The 20,802-nt window shown below is 69.0% G+C and carries 16 protein-coding genes; 6 read left to right on the forward strand and 10 right to left on the reverse strand.

Annotated features, from left to right (window positions below; all coding sequences use genetic code 11):
- Position 1 precedes the first annotated feature (1 nt).
- The 5 genes from B2J89_RS05010 to B2J89_RS05030 form a co-directional block, all read right to left on the reverse strand.
- A complete protein-coding gene (locus tag B2J89_RS05010) occupies positions 2-934 on the reverse strand; it encodes an ABC transporter ATP-binding protein (protein WP_169168128.1) in 933 nt (310 codons plus the stop codon).
- A complete protein-coding gene (locus B2J89_RS05015; RefSeq protein WP_205763708.1) occupies positions 909-2,186 on the reverse strand; it encodes a nitrous oxide reductase family maturation protein NosD in 1,278 nt (425 codons plus the stop codon). The genes B2J89_RS05010 and B2J89_RS05015 overlap by 26 nt, the downstream gene beginning before the upstream one ends.
- Positions 2,183-4,807 (reverse strand): 4Fe-4S binding protein, encoded by a 2,625-nt coding sequence (locus tag B2J89_RS05020; RefSeq protein ID WP_169168129.1) that lies wholly within the window; start codon positions 4,805-4,807, stop codon positions 2,183-2,185. Before B2J89_RS05020 ends, B2J89_RS05015 begins: the two co-directional genes overlap by 4 nt.
- Before the next feature lie 61 nt (positions 4,808-4,868).
- Positions 4,869-6,797: a TAT-dependent nitrous-oxide reductase gene (nosZ, locus tag B2J89_RS05025; protein WP_169168130.1), complete on the reverse strand. Its 1,929-nt coding sequence runs from the start codon at positions 6,795-6,797 to the stop codon at positions 4,869-4,871.
- A 14-nt stretch (positions 6,798-6,811) separates the two neighbouring features.
- Positions 6,812-7,159: a hypothetical protein gene (locus tag B2J89_RS05030; protein WP_240964736.1), complete on the reverse strand. Its 348-nt coding sequence runs from the start codon at positions 7,157-7,159 to the stop codon at positions 6,812-6,814.
- Between the two features lie 257 nt (positions 7,160-7,416).
- Between B2J89_RS05030 and B2J89_RS05035 the strand changes: the two genes are divergently transcribed.
- Positions 7,417-7,839 carry a cytochrome c5 family protein gene (locus tag B2J89_RS05035; protein WP_169168132.1) on the forward strand — a complete coding sequence of 141 codons (423 nt, stop codon included), beginning with the start codon at positions 7,417-7,419 and terminating at the stop codon, positions 7,837-7,839.
- Between the two features lie 12 nt (positions 7,840-7,851).
- The gene (locus B2J89_RS05040; protein ID WP_169168133.1) at positions 7,852-8,886 is read left to right on the forward strand and encodes an FAD:protein FMN transferase; all 1,035 of its coding nucleotides are present in this window, start codon (positions 7,852-7,854) and stop codon (positions 8,884-8,886) included.
- A gap of 34 nt (positions 8,887-8,920) precedes the next feature.
- Here B2J89_RS05040 and rsmA read toward each other — a convergent pair whose 3' ends face one another.
- From rsmA to B2J89_RS05055, 3 genes are read right to left on the reverse strand one after another with little or no spacing between them, the layout of a single operon-like run.
- On the reverse strand, positions 8,921-9,691 hold the full coding sequence (rsmA, locus tag B2J89_RS05045; RefSeq protein ID WP_169168134.1) for a 16S rRNA (adenine(1518)-N(6)/adenine(1519)-N(6))-dimethyltransferase RsmA: 771 nt from the start codon (positions 9,689-9,691) through the stop codon (positions 8,921-8,923).
- Positions 9,688-11,085 (reverse strand): peptidylprolyl isomerase, encoded by a 1,398-nt coding sequence (locus tag B2J89_RS05050; protein ID WP_169168135.1) that lies wholly within the window; start codon positions 11,083-11,085, stop codon positions 9,688-9,690. The genes rsmA and B2J89_RS05050 overlap by 4 nt, the downstream gene beginning before the upstream one ends.
- A 4-nt stretch (positions 11,086-11,089) precedes the next feature.
- Positions 11,090-13,537, reverse strand: coding sequence for an LPS-assembly protein LptD (locus B2J89_RS05055; protein ID WP_371809036.1), 2,448 nt, complete (start codon positions 13,535-13,537; stop codon positions 11,090-11,092).
- A 106-nt stretch (positions 13,538-13,643) separates the two neighbouring features.
- Between B2J89_RS05055 and B2J89_RS05060 the strand changes: the two genes are divergently transcribed.
- The 3 genes from B2J89_RS05060 to B2J89_RS05070 all read left to right on the forward strand — a co-directional run bounded on the left by B2J89_RS05060 (position 13,644) and on the right by B2J89_RS05070 (position 17,022).
- Positions 13,644-14,789: an aminoglycoside phosphotransferase family protein gene (locus B2J89_RS05060; RefSeq protein ID WP_169168137.1), complete on the forward strand. Its 1,146-nt coding sequence runs from the start codon at positions 13,644-13,646 to the stop codon at positions 14,787-14,789.
- Between the two features lie 69 nt (positions 14,790-14,858).
- Positions 14,859-15,578 carry a 16S rRNA (uracil(1498)-N(3))-methyltransferase gene (locus B2J89_RS05065; protein WP_169168138.1) on the forward strand — a complete coding sequence of 240 codons (720 nt, stop codon included), beginning with the start codon at positions 14,859-14,861 and terminating at the stop codon, positions 15,576-15,578.
- A 280-nt stretch (positions 15,579-15,858) separates the two neighbouring features.
- Positions 15,859-17,022, forward strand: coding sequence for a diguanylate cyclase (locus B2J89_RS05070; protein WP_240964737.1), 1,164 nt, complete (start codon positions 15,859-15,861; stop codon positions 17,020-17,022).
- Positions 17,023-17,075: 53 nt separating this feature from the next.
- On the opposite strand, the gene B2J89_RS05075 is transcribed toward B2J89_RS05070, so the two are convergent.
- A complete protein-coding gene (locus tag B2J89_RS05075; RefSeq protein WP_169168139.1) occupies positions 17,076-18,386 on the reverse strand; it encodes an acyl-CoA dehydrogenase family protein in 1,311 nt (436 codons plus the stop codon).
- Between the two features lie 159 nt (positions 18,387-18,545).
- Between B2J89_RS05075 and B2J89_RS05080 the strand changes: the two genes are divergently transcribed.
- Complete coding sequence (locus tag B2J89_RS05080; protein WP_169168140.1) at positions 18,546-19,262, forward strand: SOS response-associated peptidase; 717 nt, start codon at positions 18,546-18,548, stop codon at positions 19,260-19,262.
- A gap of 36 nt (positions 19,263-19,298) precedes the next feature.
- Here the strand turns inward: B2J89_RS05080 and ubiD are convergent, their stop codons facing one another.
- Complete coding sequence (gene ubiD, locus B2J89_RS05085) at positions 19,299-20,783, reverse strand: 4-hydroxy-3-polyprenylbenzoate decarboxylase (protein ID WP_169168141.1); 1,485 nt, start codon at positions 20,781-20,783, stop codon at positions 19,299-19,301.
- Between the last annotated feature and the right edge of the window lie 19 nt (positions 20,784-20,802).

The raw sequence follows: 20,802 nt of genomic DNA on the forward strand, positions 1-20,802 counted from the left end.
TTCAATCCGCAAAGCCGAAGAACACGTCTTCGAGCGAGGGCTCGTGCATCTGCAGGTCGCGCACGCGCGCGCCCAGCGGGGCCAGCGCAGCGAGCACCGCCATCTTGTGTTCGCGCAGGCACGACAGGCGCAGGCCGGTGGCGCTGTGCTCGGCCACGGTGCCCGTGGCCTGGTGCAGCGCCTGGGCGACGGCCGGCGCGTCGGCCGCATCGAGCTGCAGCTCGAAACGCAGCGGCATCTGCGTTTGCTCGCGCAGCGCCTGGACGCTGCCCAGCGCCTGCACCTTGCCCGCCGACAGGATGGCCAGGCGGTCCACGCGCTCCTGCAGCTCGGCCAGGATGTGCGAGGTGATGATGACCGTGACGCCTTGCGCCTGCAGGCCGCGCAGCGTGGCATAGAAGTCGCGGATGGCCTGCGGGTCCAGGCCGTTGGTGGGTTCGTCGAGGAACAGCACCTGGGGCGCCCCCAGCAGCGCCTGCGCGAAGCCCAGGCGCTGGCGCATGCCTTTCGAATACTCGCGCACCGGGCGCTGGCCGGCGTGCGCCAGCCCCACGCGGTCGAGCACGCCCTGGCATCGCCCGGCCGGCGCACCCTTGAGCCGGGCGAAAAAGCGCAGCGTCTCGATGCCGCTCAGGTTGTCGTAGAGCACCACGTTCTCGGGCAGGTAGCCCAGGTGGCGGCGCGCAGCGCGAAAGCCGCGCCCGCCCACCTGCGCACCGCCCAGCCGGATCTCGCCGGCGGTGGCGGGCACCAGGCCCAGCATCATCTTGAACAGCGTGCTCTTGCCCGCGCCGTTGTGGCCGATGAGGCCGAAAATCTCACCGCGCGCGATGTCGAGGTCGACGCCGTCGACCGCATGCAGAGCGCCGTAGTGTTTGGCCACGCCGCGCAGCGAGACCGCGGCGACGTTACTGACCGGGGAAATGCTTGCCACGCCATTCACTCCAATGTTGGTGGGTCGGCTGCATGCGCGGCTTCGGGTCGACGACCGAAGGCACGCGCAGCAGCGGAAATTGCTGGCCCACCAAGCGCAGCGCCTGCACTGCGGGGCTGGCCAGCAAGAGTTTGAGGCTCGGGTGGCGCCAGGTCAGGCGGTCCACCATGTCGTTGGCCTCGTAGGGCACGTCGCCCACGCCGTCGCCATTGCGGTCCCAGCCCAGGTAGTTGCTCCAGTGGTTGCCGCTGTCCTGGCCCCAGCGCTCGTCGCGCGCGCCGACGTAGCGCACCTGCTCGCGGTTGCCGATGAAGTCGTTGCCCTCGACCGCATTGCGCGTCGAGCCGGCCGACAGGTGCACGCCGACGGCGTTGTCGACCACCAGGTTGTTCTTCAAGGAGGCGTATTCGACGTCGTAGATGAAGAAGCCTCGGTTGTTGCCGGCGACCACGTTGTTCTCGACCACCGCGTCCTGCACCGAGCGCAGCATGATGCCGTGGTCGGAGTTGCCCCAGGCGCGGTTGCCGCGCACCACCTGCTCGCGCACTTCCATCAGCGCCAGGCCGCCGCGGTTGTAGTAGGTGTCGTTGTCCTCCCAGACGTTGTGGTGGGACGTCATGTAGTGCGTGCCGTAGCGGCTGTGGTGCAGCCTGTTGCCGCGGAAGATGGCGTGGTGCGAGACGTCCACGTACAGCGCGTCGCGCACGAAGCTGATGTTGTTGCGCAGGATCTGCGCGCGCTGGGTGTTGTAGAGCTGGATGCCGTTGCCCCGCTGGGCCGAGGCGAAGTCGCGCTTGCCGGTGATGAGGTTGCCCTCGATGCGCACATCGTTGGCCTTCTCGATCCACAGGCCAAACAGGTTGTAGGTCAGGTCGCAGTTCAGCACCAAGGCGCGGTGCGCGCCGGGGTAGAGGTAGATGCCGGCGTTCTGCTCTTTCAGGCTGCCGCCCGAGTCGCGCACGATCAGGCCCTCGATGCGCACGTCGGCCGCGGCGACACGGATGGTGTCGCCGGTCTGCCCGCCGCTGAGCGTGGGGCGGCCCACGCCGCGCAGCGTGAGCGGCTTGTCGATGCGCAGGTTGGCGCGGTAGAAGCCGCGCTGCACCTCGACCTCATCGCCGGGCGCGGCAGCATCGATGGCAGCCTGCAGGTCCTGCCCCGGCCGCACGCTGTGCGTGGCCGCGTGCGCCAGCTGCATGGCGATCAGGCCCAGCAGTGCGGCACCGGCCAGACGCAGTGAGAGAAGTTTCATGGCACCAGCCACCCCAGAGACTTGAGCACCAGAAACAGCGCCGCGCCCAGCATCAGGTTCTTAAACCCCACATAGCTCACCATGTCCATCACGCCGGCCACGCGGTAGCGGTCGCGCCACCAGAGGCCGTCCTTGACGTAGCGCTTGCCCGACAGGCGGATCAGCACCTCGTAGACGCTCCAGCCAAACCACCAGCCAATGATCGCGCCGGAGGACACGGAACCCAGCGCCGCCATCACCCAGGCCACGCTGGCCGCGATGGCCAGCGACACGCCGGCCACCTGCAGCGCGCGCTGCGAGCGCCAGCCTTCGGCGCTCCAGGGCCACAGGTGGTCGCGCACTTCGAGCAGCAGCCAGCGCAGGCCGCGCGCGCCCTGCTTGTGCGCAGGCAGCACCGGCGGCGTGGGCATGCGCGGGTCCGGCCCCTGGGCCGCCTTGGCGCTGATCTGCGCGGCGTGGCTGGTGTCGGGGTGGATCGGGATGAAGTAGCCGTTCTTGCCGATCGGCGTGATCTCCAGGCCGTCCTTCTCGCGCCGCTTGCGCTCCCTGGCCAGCGGCGGGCAGCCCTTGGTGTCGGTGTAGAGGACCATGCAGTCGAGGCAGTGCAGGCACTCGCGGTGGTCGATGCGGCCGTCGGCGTCGATGGCCTGTGCGCCGCAGCCCACGGCGCAGGCCTTGCAGCTGTTGCAGTCCTTCTTGCGCTTCAAGCCAAACCAGCGGAAGGTGCTGGGCATGGCCAGCGAGGCACCCAGCGGGCAGATGTATTTGCAGTACGGCCGCTCGATGAAGATTGAAAGGCCCAAGATGGCGGCCACGAACAGGCCGTATGGCCAGGGGCGGTTGAAGACGCCGACCAGGAAGGTGGTCTTGAACGGCTCGACCTCTGAGAGCTTCTCGGCCAGGCCCATCGAAAACATCGACACCGTGATGAGGCCAAAGAAGACGAGGTATTTGAGCCACTTGAGCCGGTCGTGCCAGTGCTGGGGCACCTGCCTCTGGAAACGCTTGAAGCCGATCTTGCGCGCCACCTTGTAGATCGCTTCCGACAGTGAGCCAAACGGACACATCCAGCCGCAAAACAGCCCGCGCCCGAACAGGAACACCGTGGCGATGATGAAGATCCAGAACAGGAAGATGAACGGGTCGGACAGGAACAGCGACCAGGTCCACTGGAACAACAGGGAGTGGAACCAGGTCAGCACCTGCGTGATCGAGGGCTGCGCCATGGCGCCAAAACCGACGAACACGATGCTCAGGCTCCAGGCGGTGTATTTGAAGGCGTTCACGGGCCACTTGTTCTTGTGCGTGGATCGGCGCGTGAGCGTTTCTCGGTAGGCATAGACCACCGCGACGGCGACCAGGAGTACGGCAAACAGCCCAATGTCAACGGCGCGCGCCTTCCAGATGCGCACCCAGGGCGCGTCGGGCTCGACCACTGTCGGGCGTCCGCCTTCGAGCGTGGCCGCGGGCAGCCAGTAGGGGCTGTCAAAGCTCGTGAAGCTGCGGGCGCCGGTGGCCCGGTCCACACGGTTGCCCAAAAAGCTCAGTTTCCAGGGGTAGGCGGCAGAGAAGGACGGCGAACGGATGATGAAGATGGCCGACTCGGTGAACGATGGAGCGCCCGCCGCTTCGATGCCGTAGAGGTTCAGGGCATCCAGATCGCGGAAGGTGAAGGCGTCGGCGCCCTGGCGCACCTGCACGCGGTCGTAGATGCCGCCGCGCACAAAACCCGAACCCTTGAACGACTCGGCGCCCCGCGTGCGGATCACAAAAATGGCGTTGTCGCCCTCTTTGAGCTGCCTGCGCAGGTTGTTCCAGCTGTTCTCGCCCAGCACGCTCTTGCCGATGTCGGGCTGGTTCAGGTCGCCAAACCACAGCTCGATGAAGGGCTCGGGACTGCGCTCCAGGCCGACCTGCTCACGCACCACGCGCAGGCGCCGCACAGCGCCTTGCTTGACCAGTTCTTCCCAGCCCCAGCGCTGGCCCGTGACCACGTAACGGGCCGGGTCGCGCACCGTGGGCGCCAGGATGCCGACCTGGCGGGCGACGGCCGAGCCCGAGGCCACCATGACCTGGTTCTGCGCAATGACGGTGACGGTGGCGCCCGAGATGGCGTCCAGGCCGAGCACGCCCTCGTCGGGGCGGGACTGGCCGACTTCGATCTTGTCGGACACCGCTTTGCCCAAATACTGGGCGTTGAAATTGAGCAGGGCCGACTCGGGAATACCGAGCAGCAAGATGGGTTCGGAGTGCTTGAGCACCTTGACGCCGACAAAAACGCCCTGGGTGTCCATGCCGATCAGCGTGACCACCGGCTTGCCCGAATAGGCGGGCGTGTCGGTGATGTCGGTCGAGAGCATCACATAGCCGAGCAGTTTTTTGTTGGCGCTGGCGTTGTCGTAAGCCTCGACGTAGGGCGGCTGGCCCTTGCGCTCGGAGAAATGCGCGGCCCCGGGGAAGACCTCGGCGCACGGCAACAGCGCGCACATGTCGGTGGCGCTGGCCAGGCTGGCAGGCAGCTCTGCCTCGTAGGCGTTGGCCTGGGCGCGCGGCGCCCACAGCGCCAAGCCCCAAAAAACAGCGATCCCAAAGGCCGCAGCCCAGTGGCGTAGCAAAGTCATCACGCTTTCCGGTAGGGGGCCTGCGCAGCGCGGTGTGCCGCACAGGCCCGAGAGGGCTGGATCAGGCCTCGACGATCATGCGCGTGCGCATTTCCAGGTGCAGGGCGTGGCAGAAGTGCGTGCAGTAGCACCAGTAGACGCCCGGCTTGTCGGCGATGAAGGTCACCGAGGCCGTCTCCATCGGGTTGACGATGAAGTTGACGTTGTATTTCGGGATGGCAAAACCGTGCGTCAGGTCTTCGATCTTGTCGAGGTTGGTGAGGATCAGCGTGACCTCATCGCCCTTCTTGAGCTTGAACTCGCGCAGGCTGAAAGCCGGTGCCTGCGAGGTGATCTTGACGGTGACCTTCTTGCCATTGCGGAACACACCGCTGTCCTTGGGGTCCTTGATCGCCAGCGGGAAGTCGTCGTGCGAATACACCTGCTTGGGACGCACCAGGTCGCGCTTGAAGATGATGAAGTCGTGCGGCTCGCCGCGCACCGGGTGGTCGGCCAGCAGCACCATCTTGTCGCCCGAGATGTCGATCAATTGCTCGTTTTCCGGGTGCAGCGGGCCCACGGGCAGGAAGCGGTCCTTGGAGAACTTGCAACCCACGGCCATGTACTTGCCATCGGCGGCCACGGTCTCGGACTGCGAGGCGTTGACGTGGCCCGGCTGGTACTGCACGTCGAGGCGATCGACCACGTACTTGGCGCTCTTGTCGCCGGCATGCGCCTTGATCGCGGCCTCGATGTTCCACTTGACCATCTGGCTGTCGAGGAACAGCGTGGTGTAGGCGTTGCCACGGCCGTCGAAGGCGGTATGCAGTGGGCCCAGGCCGACTTCGGGCTCGGCGACGATGGCGTCGTCGAGCTTCTCGGACTTGCCGTCAAACCAGTCGAGCACCTTGGCCAGTTCGATCACCGTGCAGGTGGGCGAGAGCTTGCCGGCGCAGATGAAGTACTTGCCGTCGGGGCTGGCGTTGACTCCGTGCGGGTTCTTCGGCGTGCTGACATAGGCAGTCAGCGCGGTCTTGGGGTCCTTGTTGGACGCGCGCGTACCGTCGACCACGGGCACCTTGGAGTCGCCAAAGGTCCTGAATTTACCAGCCTTGACGGCCTCTTCGATGCGAGCGATGTGGAAGAACAGACAGGCGTCACGCTCGGACGACATCATGTCCTCGTAGTGCACGCCGTTTTCGATGTTGTACTGGTTGGTGGCGGCCAGCTTGCCGTCGTACGAGGTGGCGGTCAGGTCGCAGTTGCCGTCGATCAGCACCTGCCAGCGCACCTCCATGCTCTCGGCATCGACGCAGGTGAACATGGCGCGGTATTTTTCTGCCGCTTCCAGGTCGGCACCGGTGTTGGGCAGCGGAATGTGGAACTCGGCACCGCAGAACACGCGCGTGGTGTAGTTGATGGCCGGGTCGACCGGATCGCGCTTGTCCGGGAAGATGCCGTGGAAACCCTGCACGTTGGGCAGTTCGGTGATCTTGTCGCAGACGAAATAGTCCAGGCGGATGCGCGCGAGGCGGCTGTTGATCTTGTCGTTGATCCAGGCGTAGCGGCCGTCGTAGTTGCCATCTTTGTACGAGGCATGCGTGTGGTGCGAGTCGGCCACCGTGTACTTGAGGCTACCGTCGGGCTTGGTGCCCATGATTTTCTTCGACTCGTTGGTCACGCCCCAGCCGACCAGCGCATCGGGCACAAAGCAGGGAATGCGGTGGATCTCGCGGCCCGAGGGCAGGCCCAGCACGCGCATGTCGCCGGTGTGGCCGCCACTCCAGAGGCCGTAATAGGTGTCGAGCTCGCCCGGCTTGAGGTGGGTACTGTTGCTTGCATGGGCCGCCGCCGGTGCCGCAGAGCCCGAGGCAGCGGCCGCCGAAGCGCTGGCCGGCTTGTCGTTGCAGGCGGCCACGCCCACGGTCAGCCCGGCCAGCGCCGCGGTGTTGATGAACCGGCGCCGACCGATACCGGTGGGTTCGGATTGCAGCTCTCTCTTATCGCTCATGGTGATTACCTTTTTTAGGATGGGCTCAGGGAAAACGGGGGGCCGCGCGCGGGGGGAACCGGGGCCGGTGCGGCGGCGACCAGCGTGCGTGCCAGAAAGAGGGGTGGATGTGCCAGCGGCGGGGCGGGCGCCAGGGCAGCCGATGCGACACAAGGAGGCGCGTGCACCGGCAGGCAGAGCGCGCATTCCATCGCCCGCATGCCTGGTGCATCCAGGGCATCGCTGCCGTGCACCAGCAGCTTGACACCGCCTGCGGCCATGCAGACCAGTTCCATGCGCTGCGGCTGCACCAGCGGCGCTGCCGCAGCAGCCACCACAAAGAGCGAGAACCACGCCAGCGCCCACAGGCGCAATCGGTGCATGGATCTCAGGGTTTTCATGGAAGCGAATATAGATTCATTCTATTTGCATGTTTTGATGTGCATCAAGAGCGCGCACCGCTGGAACAGGCGTTTTTGGGGGGTGTTGCGCTACATTGCTCTCGTGCCTTTGGGTCTTCCCAGCGCCCGCAGCCTGCCTGCGCCGGGTCGGCGGTGCACGCATTCCATGACGTGGCAGTCCGCCACCCCGGCGGCCAGCCCATCCATTCACACCTTATCCATTGCCAAGGAGTTTTCCCATGCCAAAACGCTCGAACGCCATTGCCATCGCCGCGCTGGCCCTTTTCCTCAGCGCCTGCGGCGACAAGAACCAGGCCCCCACGGCCGCAGCACCCGCGGCGCCCGCACCGGCGGCTGCACCAGCGCCTGCGCCCACGCCGGCACCCGCCGCCGCCCCGGTCGCTGAAAACACCGTTGGCAAAGGCGTGTACGGCAAGACCTGCGCGCTGTGCCACGCGGCGGGCGTGGCCGGCGCACCCAAGCCCGGCGACAAGGCAGATTGGGGCCCGCGCATCGCGCAGGGCAAGGACACGCTGTACAAGCACGCGATCGAAGGCTTCACCGGCGCCAAGGGCATGATGCCGCCGCGCGGCGGTGGCACCAGCCTGACCGACGACGAGGTCAAGGCCGCCGTGGACTTCATGGTCGCCCAGTCGATGTAAGCGGAGACGGCCATGCACGGTACGAACCGGCCTCGCGGCCTGACACGGCGGCGCATGGCCCTGGCGCTGCCCCTGCTGGGCGCCGCCGCCTGGCTGCCCTCGGCAGGGGCCAACCCGCATGCCACCGTGCTGCGCGAGGGCAAGGCCCTGATGGGCACGCAGGTCTCCCTGGTTGCCGAAGGCGAGAGCGAAGCCGTGCGCGCCGCCGTGGCGCACGCCTGGCGCGACATGGAACGCCTGGCGGCCCTGATGACGCGCTACGAACCCGGCAGCGCCGTGAACGCGATCAACCGCGCCGCAGGACGGCACGCCGTGCCCGTGCCGGCAGAACTCATGGCGGTGCTGCAGAGCGCGCAAAGCCTGGCCGTGCAAACAGGCGGCGCCTTCGACGCCACCGTGGGCGCCCTCCAGGCCTGGCATTTCGGTACCGGCCAGCACGCCCTGCCCGCTCCGGCAGACATCGAAGCCCAGCGCCGACTGGTCGGCTACCGTGGGCTGGAGCTTGATGCCCGCGCCGGCACCGCGCGCCTGGCGCGCCGCGGCATGGCGCTCGACCTCGGTGGCATCGCCAAACTGCCGATTCTCGAAGCGGGCATGGAGACCCTGAAGCGCCACGGCATCGCCAACGCCCTGCTCAACGGCGGCGGCGACGTGCTCGTGGCCGGACAGCTGCGCGGGCGCCCCTGGCGCGTGGGCCTGCGCGATCCGCGCGCGCCCGAGCGCGTGCTGGGCGTGCTGGCGCTGCAGGGCCAGGCCATCGTGGCCTCCTCGGGCGACTACGAGCGTTTTTTCATGGCGCAGGGCGAGCGCCAACACCACATCCTCGACCCGGCCACCGGCCGGCCCACGCAAGGGCCGCACGGTGTGAGCCTGCTGGCAAGCGACGCCGCCAGCGTCAACGGCCTGGGCGCCGCCATGATGGTGCTGGGCAGCGAGGGCGCGCGCGCGCTGCTGCGCGGCCGGCCGCAGGTGCAGGCCCTGGTGGCGGAGCGCGACCAGCGCCTGTGGCGCACGCCGGGCATGGCGGCCGCGCTGCAGGCGGCCTGACAGGCGCGTGCGGCCGCAGCGCCGCGCGCTTGCCCTATGCGGGCGCGGACAGGCCGGCGGCCAGCGCCGTGTACTCGTGCACCGGCACCTCCTCGGCGCGGCGCTGCACGTCGAAGCTGCCGGCAAAGCCGCGCGCCTCGAGCCAGCGCCCGAGCGTGTGGCGCAGCAGCTTGCGCCGCTGGCTGAAAGCCACTTGCACCAGTTCTTCGAGCAGTTGGGGCGCCAGCGCCACGGGCGCGGCGCGCGGGAGCATGCGCACCACGGCGCTGTCCACGCGCGGCGGCGGATCGAAGCTCTCGGGCGGCACGAACAGCACGTTGTCCATCGCGTAGCGCCACTGCAGCATGACCGACAGGCGGCCATAGTCCGACGTGGAAGGGTCGGCCACCATGCGGTCGATCACTTCTTTTTGCAGCATGAAGTGCTGGTCGGCGATCACGTCCACATGGCCCAGCAGGTGGAACAGGATGGGCGTCGAGATGTTGTACGGCAGGTTGCCAACCACTCTTATTTTAGGAGCACCCAGCGCTTGTGCCACCTGCGTGAAGTTCACTTTGAGCACATCGGACTCGATCACGTCGAGCTGGCCGTGCAAACGCAGGCGCAGCGCCAGGTCGCGGTCGAGCTCGATCACCGTGAGGCGCCCCAGGCGCTCGACCAGGGGCTGCGTGAGCGCCGCCAGACCCGGCCCGATCTCGACCATCGGGTCGCCCGGCTGCGGCGCGATGGCCGCGACGATGGCGTCGATGATGCCGTGGTCGGACAGGAAATGCTGGCCGAAGCGTTTGCGCGGGATGTGCTTCACTGCGGCGCTTCCCGGTATTCGACATAGGCGCGGCCGCGCAGTTCGCGCGCCCAGTTGGCGTAGGCCTCGTCGAGCTTTTTCTCGCGCACGATGTCGCGCACCATGTCGCGCTGCTCGCGCTGGCCCAGCTTGACCTCGCGGCGCTCGAGCAGCTGGATCAGGTGCACGCCAAAGCGCGACACCAGCGGCTCGCTGATCTCGCCGGGCTTGAGCGCATTCAGGGCCTGCTCGAACTCGGGCACGTAGCGGCCGGGCGTGGCCCAGCCCAGATCGCCGCCCTGCTTGGCGCTGCCGTCCTTCGAATACTCGCGCGCCAGCTCGGCAAAGTCGGCTTGGCCGGCGAGGATGCGGCGGCGGTAGTCGGCCAGGCGCTGGGCCGCGGCCGTCTCGGACAGCTGCGGCCCCGTGGTCAGCAGGATGTGGCGCGCATGGCTTTGCACCGCCATGGTGGCCACGCCGGCCTGTGCCCGCTCGACTACCTTGAGCACGTGAAAGCCCGCGCCCGAGCGCACCGGGCCGGCGATGCCGCCCACGGGCAGCGCGCGCGTGGCCTCGACAAACAGCTCCGGGTAGCGGTCGGCGGGGCGCAGGCCCATGGCGCCGCCCGTGGCCTTGTCGGGCGCATCGGAGGTTTCGCGCGCCAGCGCGGCAAAGTCTTCACCGGCGCGGGCCTTGTCGGCCACCGCCTGCGCGCGCGCCTGCCGCTGCGCCACCTCAGCGGCGCTGGCGCCCTCGGGCACCGCCACCAGCACCTGGGCCAGGCTGATCTCGGCGTTGGCGGCGGGCGCGCTCGTCTGCTGGTCGCGCAGGTACTGGTCGACGTCGAGCTCGCTCACCCGCACGCGCGACTCGATCTCGCGCTCGCGCAGGCGCTGCAGCAGCAGCTGGTTGCGCAGCTCTTCGCGAAAGCGCTCGGGGCTGATGCCATCGGCCGCAAGACGGCGGTGCATTTCGTCGATCGAGGCACTGTTTTGCCTGGCCACGGACTGCTCGGCCTGCTGCACGGCGAGGTCGTCGACGCGCAGGTTCAGTTCGCGCGCCGCCTGCAGCTGCGCTTTCTCCAGGATCAGGCGTTCGAGCACCTCGCGCGCCACCAGCTCGCGCGGCGGCTGCGCGCCGCCCTGGCGCGCCAGCTGCTGCTCGACCCGTTCCAGGCGCACGCGCACTTCGTGGTTGGTGATGGGTTCGGAATTGACCACGGCCACGATGAAGTCGGCCTGGCGCACTGCGCTGGCGTTGCCTGGGGCGGGGGACGGCACGGAAGGGGGTGCCGAGAGGGCCCGGTTGAGCCCCTGGCTGGCAGTGCCCGAAGGGCGCAGGCCCTGCGCTGCGGCACCCTGGAACAGGAAGGAAACGAGGCAGGCAAGGCCCAGGGCGAAAACACGGTGGTTCATGGTCTCAATCGTAATTACTGAAGCGGCTGGGCGGGCTGACCTGCTCGCGCAGGTACTGGTAGCGCGGGATATTCTGCTTCAGGCTGGTGAGCGGGTTGGCGCCCAGGCTCAGGCGCGAAAAACCGACGAACTCGAGCTGGAACAGCAGCCGCGTGTTGGCCGAGACGAGGCTGCTTTGCAGGCGCTGCAGCACCACGCGGCCGATCCAGCAGCAGCCGTCGTATTCGAAGCCGACCACCGCATCAACCAGCTTGCGGTCGGGCAGGCTGTAGTTGAGGCGGCCCACGCTGTACCAGCGCCCGCCGCCCTGACCGCGCCCGGCGCCGAGGTCCTGCCCCTTGTCGCCCCAGAGGTCATTGATCGGCCACTGCCAGCCCACGTCGATCTGTTCGCTGCCCACCAGTTGCGTGCTGGTGGCACGCTGCAGGCGGTAGGCGGCGCTGATGGTGCGGTAGGCGCCGGGGCTGTAGCGCGCGCTGACCGTGGAGCGGATCGAGCGCTGCGTCTTGGGGTTGAACTGCACGGTCGAGTCCAGGCCCCACTGCGGCGTCCACTGGATGCCAGCGCCCAGCAGCAGGTCGGACAGGCGGTCGTTGGCCGCGACCTCGCCGGGCAGCGTGACGTTCTGGTCGGAAAAGCGCACGCGCTGCGCGACGCCCAGGCGCACTGCCTCGGCACCGGTGCCGGGGTCGAGCAGGCGTGTCGTCACGCCCAGGGTCAGCAGGTTGTTGTCGGCGATGCGGTCCTGGCCGCCGTAGGCGTTCTCGGTGTAGATGGTGGCGAAGTTGAAGTCGTTGGCCGCCGTGTCGTAGACCGGCAGCAGGCGCTGGTCGCGGAACGGCGTATAGGTGTAGAACGCGCGCGGCTCGAGCGTCTGCGTGAACGCGCGGCCGAAGTAGCGTGCGTCGCGCTCGAACACCAGGCCGCTGTCGAGGCTGAAGGTGGGCAGCACGCGGCTGGCCGAGCGCGCGCCGTTGGCCAGCGGCGTGTCGAGCGCGTACTGCGTGGCGTGCAGCTGCAGGCGCGGCGTGACAAAGCCTGCCGGGGCGAGAAACGGCCGGCTGATCTGCGCCAGGGCATAGCTGCGCGTGGCGTTGGGCTGGCGCGTCAGCAGTGGATCGGCATGAAAGCGCGTGGCGTCGGCCTCGACGCTGGCGTCAAACCCGCCCGCGAGATTGCTCGGCGCATAGCGCCAGTGCAGCTGCGGCAGCCGGTCGTAGGGCGGCACGATCGGCGCGAGCGGGTCCTGCAGGGTCTGCCACTTGAGCGTGCGCAGGCTCAACGACATGTCGCCGCGCCCCCAGTTCAGCGACGCGTCGCCCGGCAGCAGGCGCTGCGTGAGCGGGTCGGTGCTGCCGATGGTGCGCGTGTTGAAGTCGCGCCAGTAGTTGTCGTCGCTCACGCGGCTGAGGTTGAGGTTCAGCCCCAGGTTGCCCACGGGCGAGGCCACGGTGCCGTTGTGCTGCAGCGTGTAGCTCCAGCGGTCGTGCTGGCGCAGGCGGTCCGAGGGCATGTAGTCGGCGCGCACCAGGCCTTTGTAGGTCGGCTCCAGGTAGCGGAACTCGCCGCCGGCGTTGATGCCGCGCTTGGCCATCAGCGTGGCATGGAAGGTGGCGTCGCGGTTGGGTGCGATGTTCCAGTAGTAGGGCTGGTCGTACTCGACGCCATTGACGTTGTTGATGCCGATGGTGGGCGGCAGCAGGCCCGACTTGCGCTTGTCCGACAGCGGAAAGCTGATGTGCGGAATCGGCAGGATGGGCACGCCCTTGAACTCGAGCACCGCGCCATCGGCCGTGCCGACCTCTTCCTCGTTGTCGAGGTGGATGGTCTTGGCGCGCAGGATCCAGGCGGGCTGCCAGCTGGCCTCGTCGTTGCGCTGGCAGGTGGTGTAGGTCGCGTTGTGCACCACGGCGCGGTCGCTGTCGATGAAGTCCACGCGCGTGGCCTCGCCGTGCGCCTGCGTGGCCAGGAAGCGGTAGCGCGCATCGGTGAAGAAGCCCGAGAACGCGTTGACATACAGGTCCAGCGCCGAGCCTTCGTAGACATTGCCGGCGCGGTTGATGCGCACCTGGCCGCGCGCCTTGGCCAGGTCGTCGGGCACGCTGTATTCCATGCGGTCGGCGCGGATCACGGTGTCGGCGCGGCGCAGCTCGGCGTGGCCCTCGATCACGGTGTCGATGTCGGGCTGACCGGTGATGCGGTCGCCAAAGACGAACACCGGCATCTGCGCGCGCACGGCGTCGGGAAGGGTTTCGCGCAGCATGGGGCTGGCGCGCAGGGCGGCGGGCGGCGCGTCGGCCACGGCGGCGCCCTGCGCCAGGGCGGCCAGCGGCAGGCCGCACAGCAGGCCCGCGGCCAGCTGCGCCAGCACCGTGCGCTGGGGGGCCTGGGCGGGCACCGCCAGGGCGCGGCGGGTGCGGGGCCTCACGGTCGGGGAGAGTCGGCGGTGCAGGTCGGGCAAAGGTGTCGGTCCATGGAGTCGGCGGGCAGGCAGGAGAGGCGGCGTACCTGCCAGCCACCCGTGCCGGGCAGGCCGGGTTTGTAAAATCGGATTATCCATGAGCCACCCCGCCTCCCCCACGCCCGCGGCCCTGCCGGCCGCACCCGCCCCGTCTTCCACCACCGCCACCGCCGTGGACTGGCCCGACGCCGCGCGCCGCGCCGCCTTCGAGGCCTGGCTCGCGCCGCTCGTGCCGGTGCACGGCCTGCGGCCCACCAGCCTACGCCCGGCATCAAGCGACGCGAGCTTTCGCCGCTACCTGCGCCTGGACACGGCCACGCCGGGTGCCAGCTGCATCGTGATGGACGCGCCGCCCGACCAGGAAGACTGCCGCCCCTTCGTGCAGGTGCAGGCGCTGCTGCAGCAGGCCGGCTTGAACGTGCCGCAGGTCCTGGCCTGGGACGAGGCGCATGGCTTCATGCTGCTGTCCGACCTGGGCACGCAGACCGTGATCGAGCGGCTCGACCCCGCGCGCCCGCAGGACGCCTACGCCTGGTACCAGCAGGCCACCGACACGCTGCTGCAGTGGCAGCTGGCGTCCCGCCCCGGCGTGTTGCCCGCCTACGACGCGGCCCTGCTGCGGCGCGAGCTGGCGCTGTTCCCGGACTGGTACGTGGCGCAGCACCGCGGCGCCACGCTGGACGCCGCGCAGCAGGCCGTGCTCGACCACGCCTTCGACCGCATCGTCGCGCACAACCTGGCCGCGCCGAGCGTGTTCGTGCACCGCGACTTCATGATGCGCAACCTGATGGTGCCGCAGCAGCCCGGCGGCCCGCTCGGCGTGCTCGACTTCCAGGACGCGGTCTACGGCCCGATCACCTACGACATCGCCAGCCTGCTGCGCGACGCCTTCATCAGCTGGGACGAGAACTTTGTCATCGACATTACCGTGCGTTACTGGGAAAAAGCGCGCAAGGCCGGCCTGGTGGGCGCGCACAGCGCCAGCGGCTGGGGCGCCGACTTCGGCGAGTTCTACCGCAGCGTCGAATGGATGGGCCTGCAGCGCCACCTCAAGGTAGCCGGCATCTTTGCGCGCCTGACGCTGCGCGACGGCAAGCCCAAGTACCTGAAGGATGCGCCGCGCTTTCTGCACTACATCCGCACCACGGCCGACCGCTACCGCGAGCTCGGCCCGCTGCTCAAGCTGATCGACCAGATCGAAGGCATTGAAACCGCCACCGGCTACGCCTTTGGCCGCGTGTGAAGACATTTAAGCCAAATCGGCCTCTAACGCTTACCCGGCTTGCGCAAGCAGCTATCAAAAGAGAACTGCATGCCCCGCTTCCACTGCCCTGTTGAGCTCGCCACCGGCTTTGAAATCGACCTGCCCGCGGGCGCCGCGCGCCATGTGCAGGTGCTCCGCCTGCAGCCGGGCGACGGCATCACGCTGTTTGGCGACCGCGCCGGAGGCGAGTGGGACGCCACCGTCACCCACATGGGCCGCAGCAGCGTACGCGTGCAGGCCGGCGCGCACCACGCCACCGAGCGCGAGGCGCCGCGCGCCATCCACCTGCTGGCCGGCATCACGGCCAACGAGCGCATGGACTGGCTGGTCGAGAAAGCCACCGAACTGGGCGTGGCCAGCATCACGCCGCTGCTGGCCGAGCGCAGCGTGCTCAAGTTGAAGGGCGAGCGCGCCGACAAGAAGCTCGCCCACTGGCAGGCCGTGGCCGTGGCCGCCTGCGAGCAGTGCGGGCGCAACCGCGTGCCCGCGATCCACCCCGCGCACAGCCTGGCCGACTGGCTGCGCAGCGCGCCGGCCGACGCGGGCCAGCGCCTGCTGCTGTCGCTGCGCCCGGGCACGCAGCCGCTGCACGCGGCGGCGCCGGGCAGCGCTCCCGTGCTCTTTCTCTCGGGCCCCGAGGGCGGCCTGTCGGGCGCCGAGGAAGACCTGGCGCTGCAGCACGGCTTTGCGCCGGTCACCTTGGGCACGCGCGTGCTGCGCGCCGAAACCGCGCCGCTGGCCGCACTGGCGGCGCTCACGCTGCGCTAAGTTTTTACTTAAATCGTCCTCAAACGCTTGCTGGGCCAGCGCTGAATGCTTTTCTTGCAATAGCAGAACCCAGCCCCCGCACCGCAAGCAGGTGCGGCGCCTGCGCCAAACGGCGCCGCCAGGCGCCCGCTTGGCCCGCGACCACGGCGGCGCCGTGGTCACGCAGGCAGCTTCCCCTATTGCCACGGGCGAAACATTTGGCACAATTTGTCACATATGCAGCGCAGCGCACACCCTGCCTGCCACGCCCATCCATTTCCCTCCCACACAAAGGACAGGCATGCCCCTTGGCAAGCACGGCAAGGCGCTGACGGATTGGCTACTGACCACCGACCCGCACCAGCGCATCCGCATGGCGATGGCCGGCTCGGCGGGCCTGTTGGTGCTGGGCTGCATGGTCCTCATGAACCTGATGGCCATGGCCGGCCTGATGCGCCAGGACTGGACGATCTGGTGGACGCTGGCCACCGGCTGCGGCCCGGTGGCGGCGATCCTGCTGATCCGCAGCGGCCGCACGCGGCACTGGCGCGACCCTGCGCTCACGCAGTTCCAGATCCGCTATGCGCTGGCCTGCACGGCGGCGGCCTATGTGCTGGCCGGTCAGGCGCGCGGCGGCGTGCCGGTGATCCTGTCGTTGATCCTGGTATTTGGCATCTTCGGCATGTCGGCGCACCAGATACGCTGGAACATGGCCTATGCGTTGCTGCTGTTCAGCGCGGCGTTTGGCCTGGTGGCCTGGCTGGACGAGCCCGGCCGCATTCCGGCGCTGGAAGCGGCCAACGCGGCCATCACCGTCATGGTGCTGCTGGGCAGCACCTTTTTGGCGATGCGCCTGCAGAGGATCCGCGCCCACGTGGCGCGGCAAAAGCTTGAACTGACGCGCGCCATGGCGCTGATCCAGCAACTGGCCACGCACGACGAGCTCACCGGCCTGCCCAACCGCCGCCACATGATGGCGCTGCTGGAGGCCGAGCACCTGCGCAGCCAGCGCGACGGGCGCGTGTGGATGGCCGCGCTGCTCGATGTGGACCTGTTCAAGCAGGTCAACGACACGCACGGGCACGCCGCCGGCGACCAGGTGCTGCAGGCCTTTGCCGCCACGGTGCGCGCGGCGGTGCGCGGCACCGACGTGCTGGCGCGCTGGGGCGGCGAGGAATTCCTGCTGCTGCTGCACGACACAGAGCCGTCCGCCGCACGGCCGGTGCTCGAGCGCGTGCGCGAGGCCGTACGGGCGCAGGATGTGGTGGTGCAGGGCCAGCGGGTGGGCATCACGGTGTCGATCGGCGTGGCCGCGCGCACGCCCGGCAAAAGCGTGGTGCAGCTGCTGGAGCAGGCCGACCAGGCGCTGTACCAGGCCAAATCGCAGGGGCGCAACCGCGTGGTCGAGGCCGCGCCGCCGCCCGCGCCCGCCGCGACGGCGGTGTCAGGCATCGCGGTGTTTTAGGCCTGCAACGCCCGCCCGCACAGCGCTGTGCGCTATTGATTCAAGAGCAGACTTCAGCGGATGCGCGGCGCCGCCTGCAGCTGCTCGGGCGTGGTGAACCAGGCGCTGCCAGCGCCGGCGCGCGCCCGTGCCTGCGCCAGTTCGTGGCGCGCCACGCTGCGCAGGTGCACCTCGTCGGGCCCGTCCATCAGGTGCAGCGCGCGGCCCCAGCTCCAGAACTGCGCCAGCGGCGTGTCGGGCGACAGGCCCATGGCGCCGAACACCTGCATGGCGCGGTCGACGACGCGGCTTTGCAGGCGCGCCGCCACCACCTTGATGGCGGCGATCTGGGTGCGCGCCTGCGCCGCGTCCACCGCACCGCCCTGGTCGAGCAGCCAGGCCGTCTGCAGCACCAGGAGGCGCGCCTGGTCGATCTCGATGCGCGACTCGGCCAGCCAGTCCTGCACGTTGGAGAACTGGGACTCGTAGCGCCCGAACATCTGGCGCTCGAGCGTGCGCTCGGCCGCCAGCTGCAGCGCCAGCTCGCACTGGCCGATGGTGCGCATGCAGTGGTGCACGCGCCCCGGCCCCAGGCGCGCCTGCGCCATCGCAAAGCCCGCGCCCCAGTCGCCGAGCACATGGTCGGCCGGCACGCGCACGCCCTGCAGCAGGATTTCGCAGTGGCCCTCGGGCGCATGGTGGTGCAGCACGCTGATGTTGCGCAGCACCTGCACGCCGGGCGTGGCCAGCGGCACCAGCACCATGCTGTGCTGCCGGTGGTGCGCCGCGGGGTCTGCGCCCTCCCCTTGCAGGCCCGCCGCGCCGGCGTTGCGGCACATCACGACCAGCAGCCGGCAGTGCGGGTGCGCCGCGCCGGTGATGAACCACTTGCGCCCGTGGACCACCAAGGTGTCGCCCTCGCGCCGCACCGTGGTCTGCAGGTTGGTCGGGTCGGACGAGGCCACGTCGGGCTCGGACATGGCGAACGCCGAGCGCATGCGGCCGTCCAGCAGCGGCGCGAGCCACTGCGCGCGCTGGGCGGCGCTGGCAAAGCGGTGCAGCAGCTCGATGTTGCCGGTGTCGGGCGCACTGCAGTTGAAGACCTCGGCCGCCCAGGGCAGGCGGCCCATGGACTCGGCCAGCGGCGCGTAGTCGAGGTGCGACAGGCGCGTGCCGGGCTCGTCGTCGCGCAAGGTGGGCAGGAACAGGTTCCACAGCCCTTCGTCGCGCGCCAGGGCCTTGAGGTCTTCGAGGAAGGGCGGCGGGTAGACGCCGTCCTGCACGCTGCGGTGCCAGGCCGCGTTGTAGGGCAGCAGGTAGCGTTGCAGGAAGGCATCGAGGCGCTGGCGCAGTTCCTGCGCCCGGGGGGTGTGGGCAAAGTCCATGGGATATTTTCAAAGCTGTGCGCAGCGCTGTCACAACGCAGGTGACAGCGGCGATGGTCCGCCACGATGCTCTTATTTTGATAGCTTTCAGCGCATGCAGGATAAGCGCTGGAGCCCTATTTCATTCACAATCTGCCGCGTGCCGGGTACGATCGCCGCATGAGCACCCATTACGAAACCTTGCCCGACGCCAGCAGCTACGTCGAGCTGTTTGGCACAGCGCCCCCCGCCGCCGCCCCAGAGCGGCACATGTGGCCGCGCAAGACCGGCTTCTTCATCCGCGCGGTGGCCGCAGCGGAAGACGCGGCGCCAGCCGCCGCAGCGGCCACCGCGCCGCGCGCGCGCGAACTGGTGGCGGCGCAGTGGGGCCTGGTGCCGCACTGGGTCAAGTCCGCCTCGGACGCCAAGCTGCGTGCGCCCAAGCTCGTCAATGCCAAGTCGGACACCGCCTCCACGGGCACCGCCTTTCGCGATGCGTGGCTCAACGGCCAGCGCTGCATCGTGCCCATGGCGGCGTTTTATGAGGACGACTGGCGCAGCGGCAAGCCCCTGCCGACACGCATTGCCCGCGTGGACGGCAAGCCCCTGGGCGTGGCCGGCCTGTGGGCGCGGTGGCAGGGTGCCGAGGGCGAGGTCATCGTGAGCTATGCCTTGCTGACCGTGAACGCCAACAACCACGCACTGCTGCGCCGCTACCAACCGCCAGGCGCCGAAAAGAGCATGCCCGCCATCCTGGGCGAAGGTGCCTACGACGCCTGGCTCAGCGCCCGCCCCGAAAAGGCCAAGGAGTTCATGCGCCAGTACCCCGCGCCCTGGCTCACGGCGAACCCCGTGGAAACCAAGGCCGACAAGGTGCCCAAGGGCTGGATGGAGTGACACCTTGGGGGGTGTGCGTGGCGTGGCACGGCCTGCCTACAGCCCCAGCGCGTCGCCCAGCAGGGCCATGCGCGCCGCCACCTCCTCGTCCATGGCCATGGGCCGGCCCCATTCGCGCTGCGTCTCGCCCGGCCATTTGTTCGTCGCGTCCAGCCCCATCTTGCTGCCCAGGCCGCTCACGGGCGAGGCAAAGTCGAGGTAGTCGATCGGCGTGTGCTCGACCAGCATCGTGTCGCGCGCCGGGTCCATGCGCGTCGTCATGGCCCAGACCACCTCGGGCCATGAGCGCACGTCCACGTCCTCGTCGACGACGACGATGAACTTGGTGTACATGAACTGGCGCAGGTGGCTCCACACGCCCATCATCACGCGCCGCGCGTGGCCGGGGTAGGCCTTGCGGATGCGCACCAGCGCCATGCGATAGCTGCAGCCTTCGGGCGGCAGGTAGAAGTCGACGATCTCGGGGAACTGGCGCTGCAAGAGCGGTATGAACAGCTCGTTGAGCGCCACGCCGAGCACGGCCGGCTCGTCGGGCGGCTTGCCGGTGTAGGTCGAGTGGTAGATCGCGCCCTTGCGCAGCGTGATGCGCTCGACGGTGAACACCGGGAACTCGGCGCATTCGTTGTAGTAGCCGGTGTGGTCGCCGTATGGCCCTTCGAGCGCGTGCTGCCAGCCGCTCGCGTGGTGGGCGTCGGGCTGGATGTGGCCTTCGAGCACGATCTCGGCCGAGGCCGGCACCGACAGCGGCACGCCGAGCGCCGGCACGGTCTCGGTGCGCGCACCGCGCAGCAGGCCGGCGAACTGGTACTCGGACAGGCTGTCGGGCACGGGCGTGACGGCGCCCAGGATGGTCGCCGGGTCGGCGCCAATGGCCACGGCCACCGGGTAGGGCTGGCCGGGGTTCTGCTTGCAGTGTTCGGCAAAGTCGAGCGCCCCGCCCCGGTGCGCGAGCCAGCGCAGGATGAGCTGGTTGCGCGAGAGCACCTGCTGGCGGTAGATGCCCAGGTTCTGCCGCTTCTTGTGCGGCCCGCGCGTGATGACCAGCCCCCAGGTGATGAGCGGCGCCACGTCGCCGGGCCAGCAGTGCTGGATCGGCAGGCGCGCCAGGTCCACATCGCTGCCCTCCCACACCACGTCCTGGCACGGCGCCGAGCTGCGCTCCTTGGGCGCCATGTGCCACAGCGTCTTGAGCAGGCCGCCCATGCCGGCCATGTCCTTCAAGCCCTTGGGCGCCTCGGGCTCCTTGAGCGCGGCCAGCAGCTCGCCAAACGGGCGCAGTCCGGCGACGCTGTCCACGCCCATGGCGCGCGCGACGCGCTCGGGCGTGCCGAACAGGTTGGCGAGCACGGGCATGGAGTGGCCGGTGGGGTTTTCAAACAGCAGTGCGGGGCCGCCAGCGCGCAGCACGCGGTCGCACAGCGCGGTCATTTCGAGGTGCGGCGAGACGGGCTCGGTGATGCGGCGCAGGTCGCCGGACTGCTCCAGCTGGGCGATGAAGTCGCGCAGGTCGTGGTAGGGCATGGGGTTTGTTTTTCGGGGT

The organism is Acidovorax sp. SRB_24, assembly GCF_012931925.1.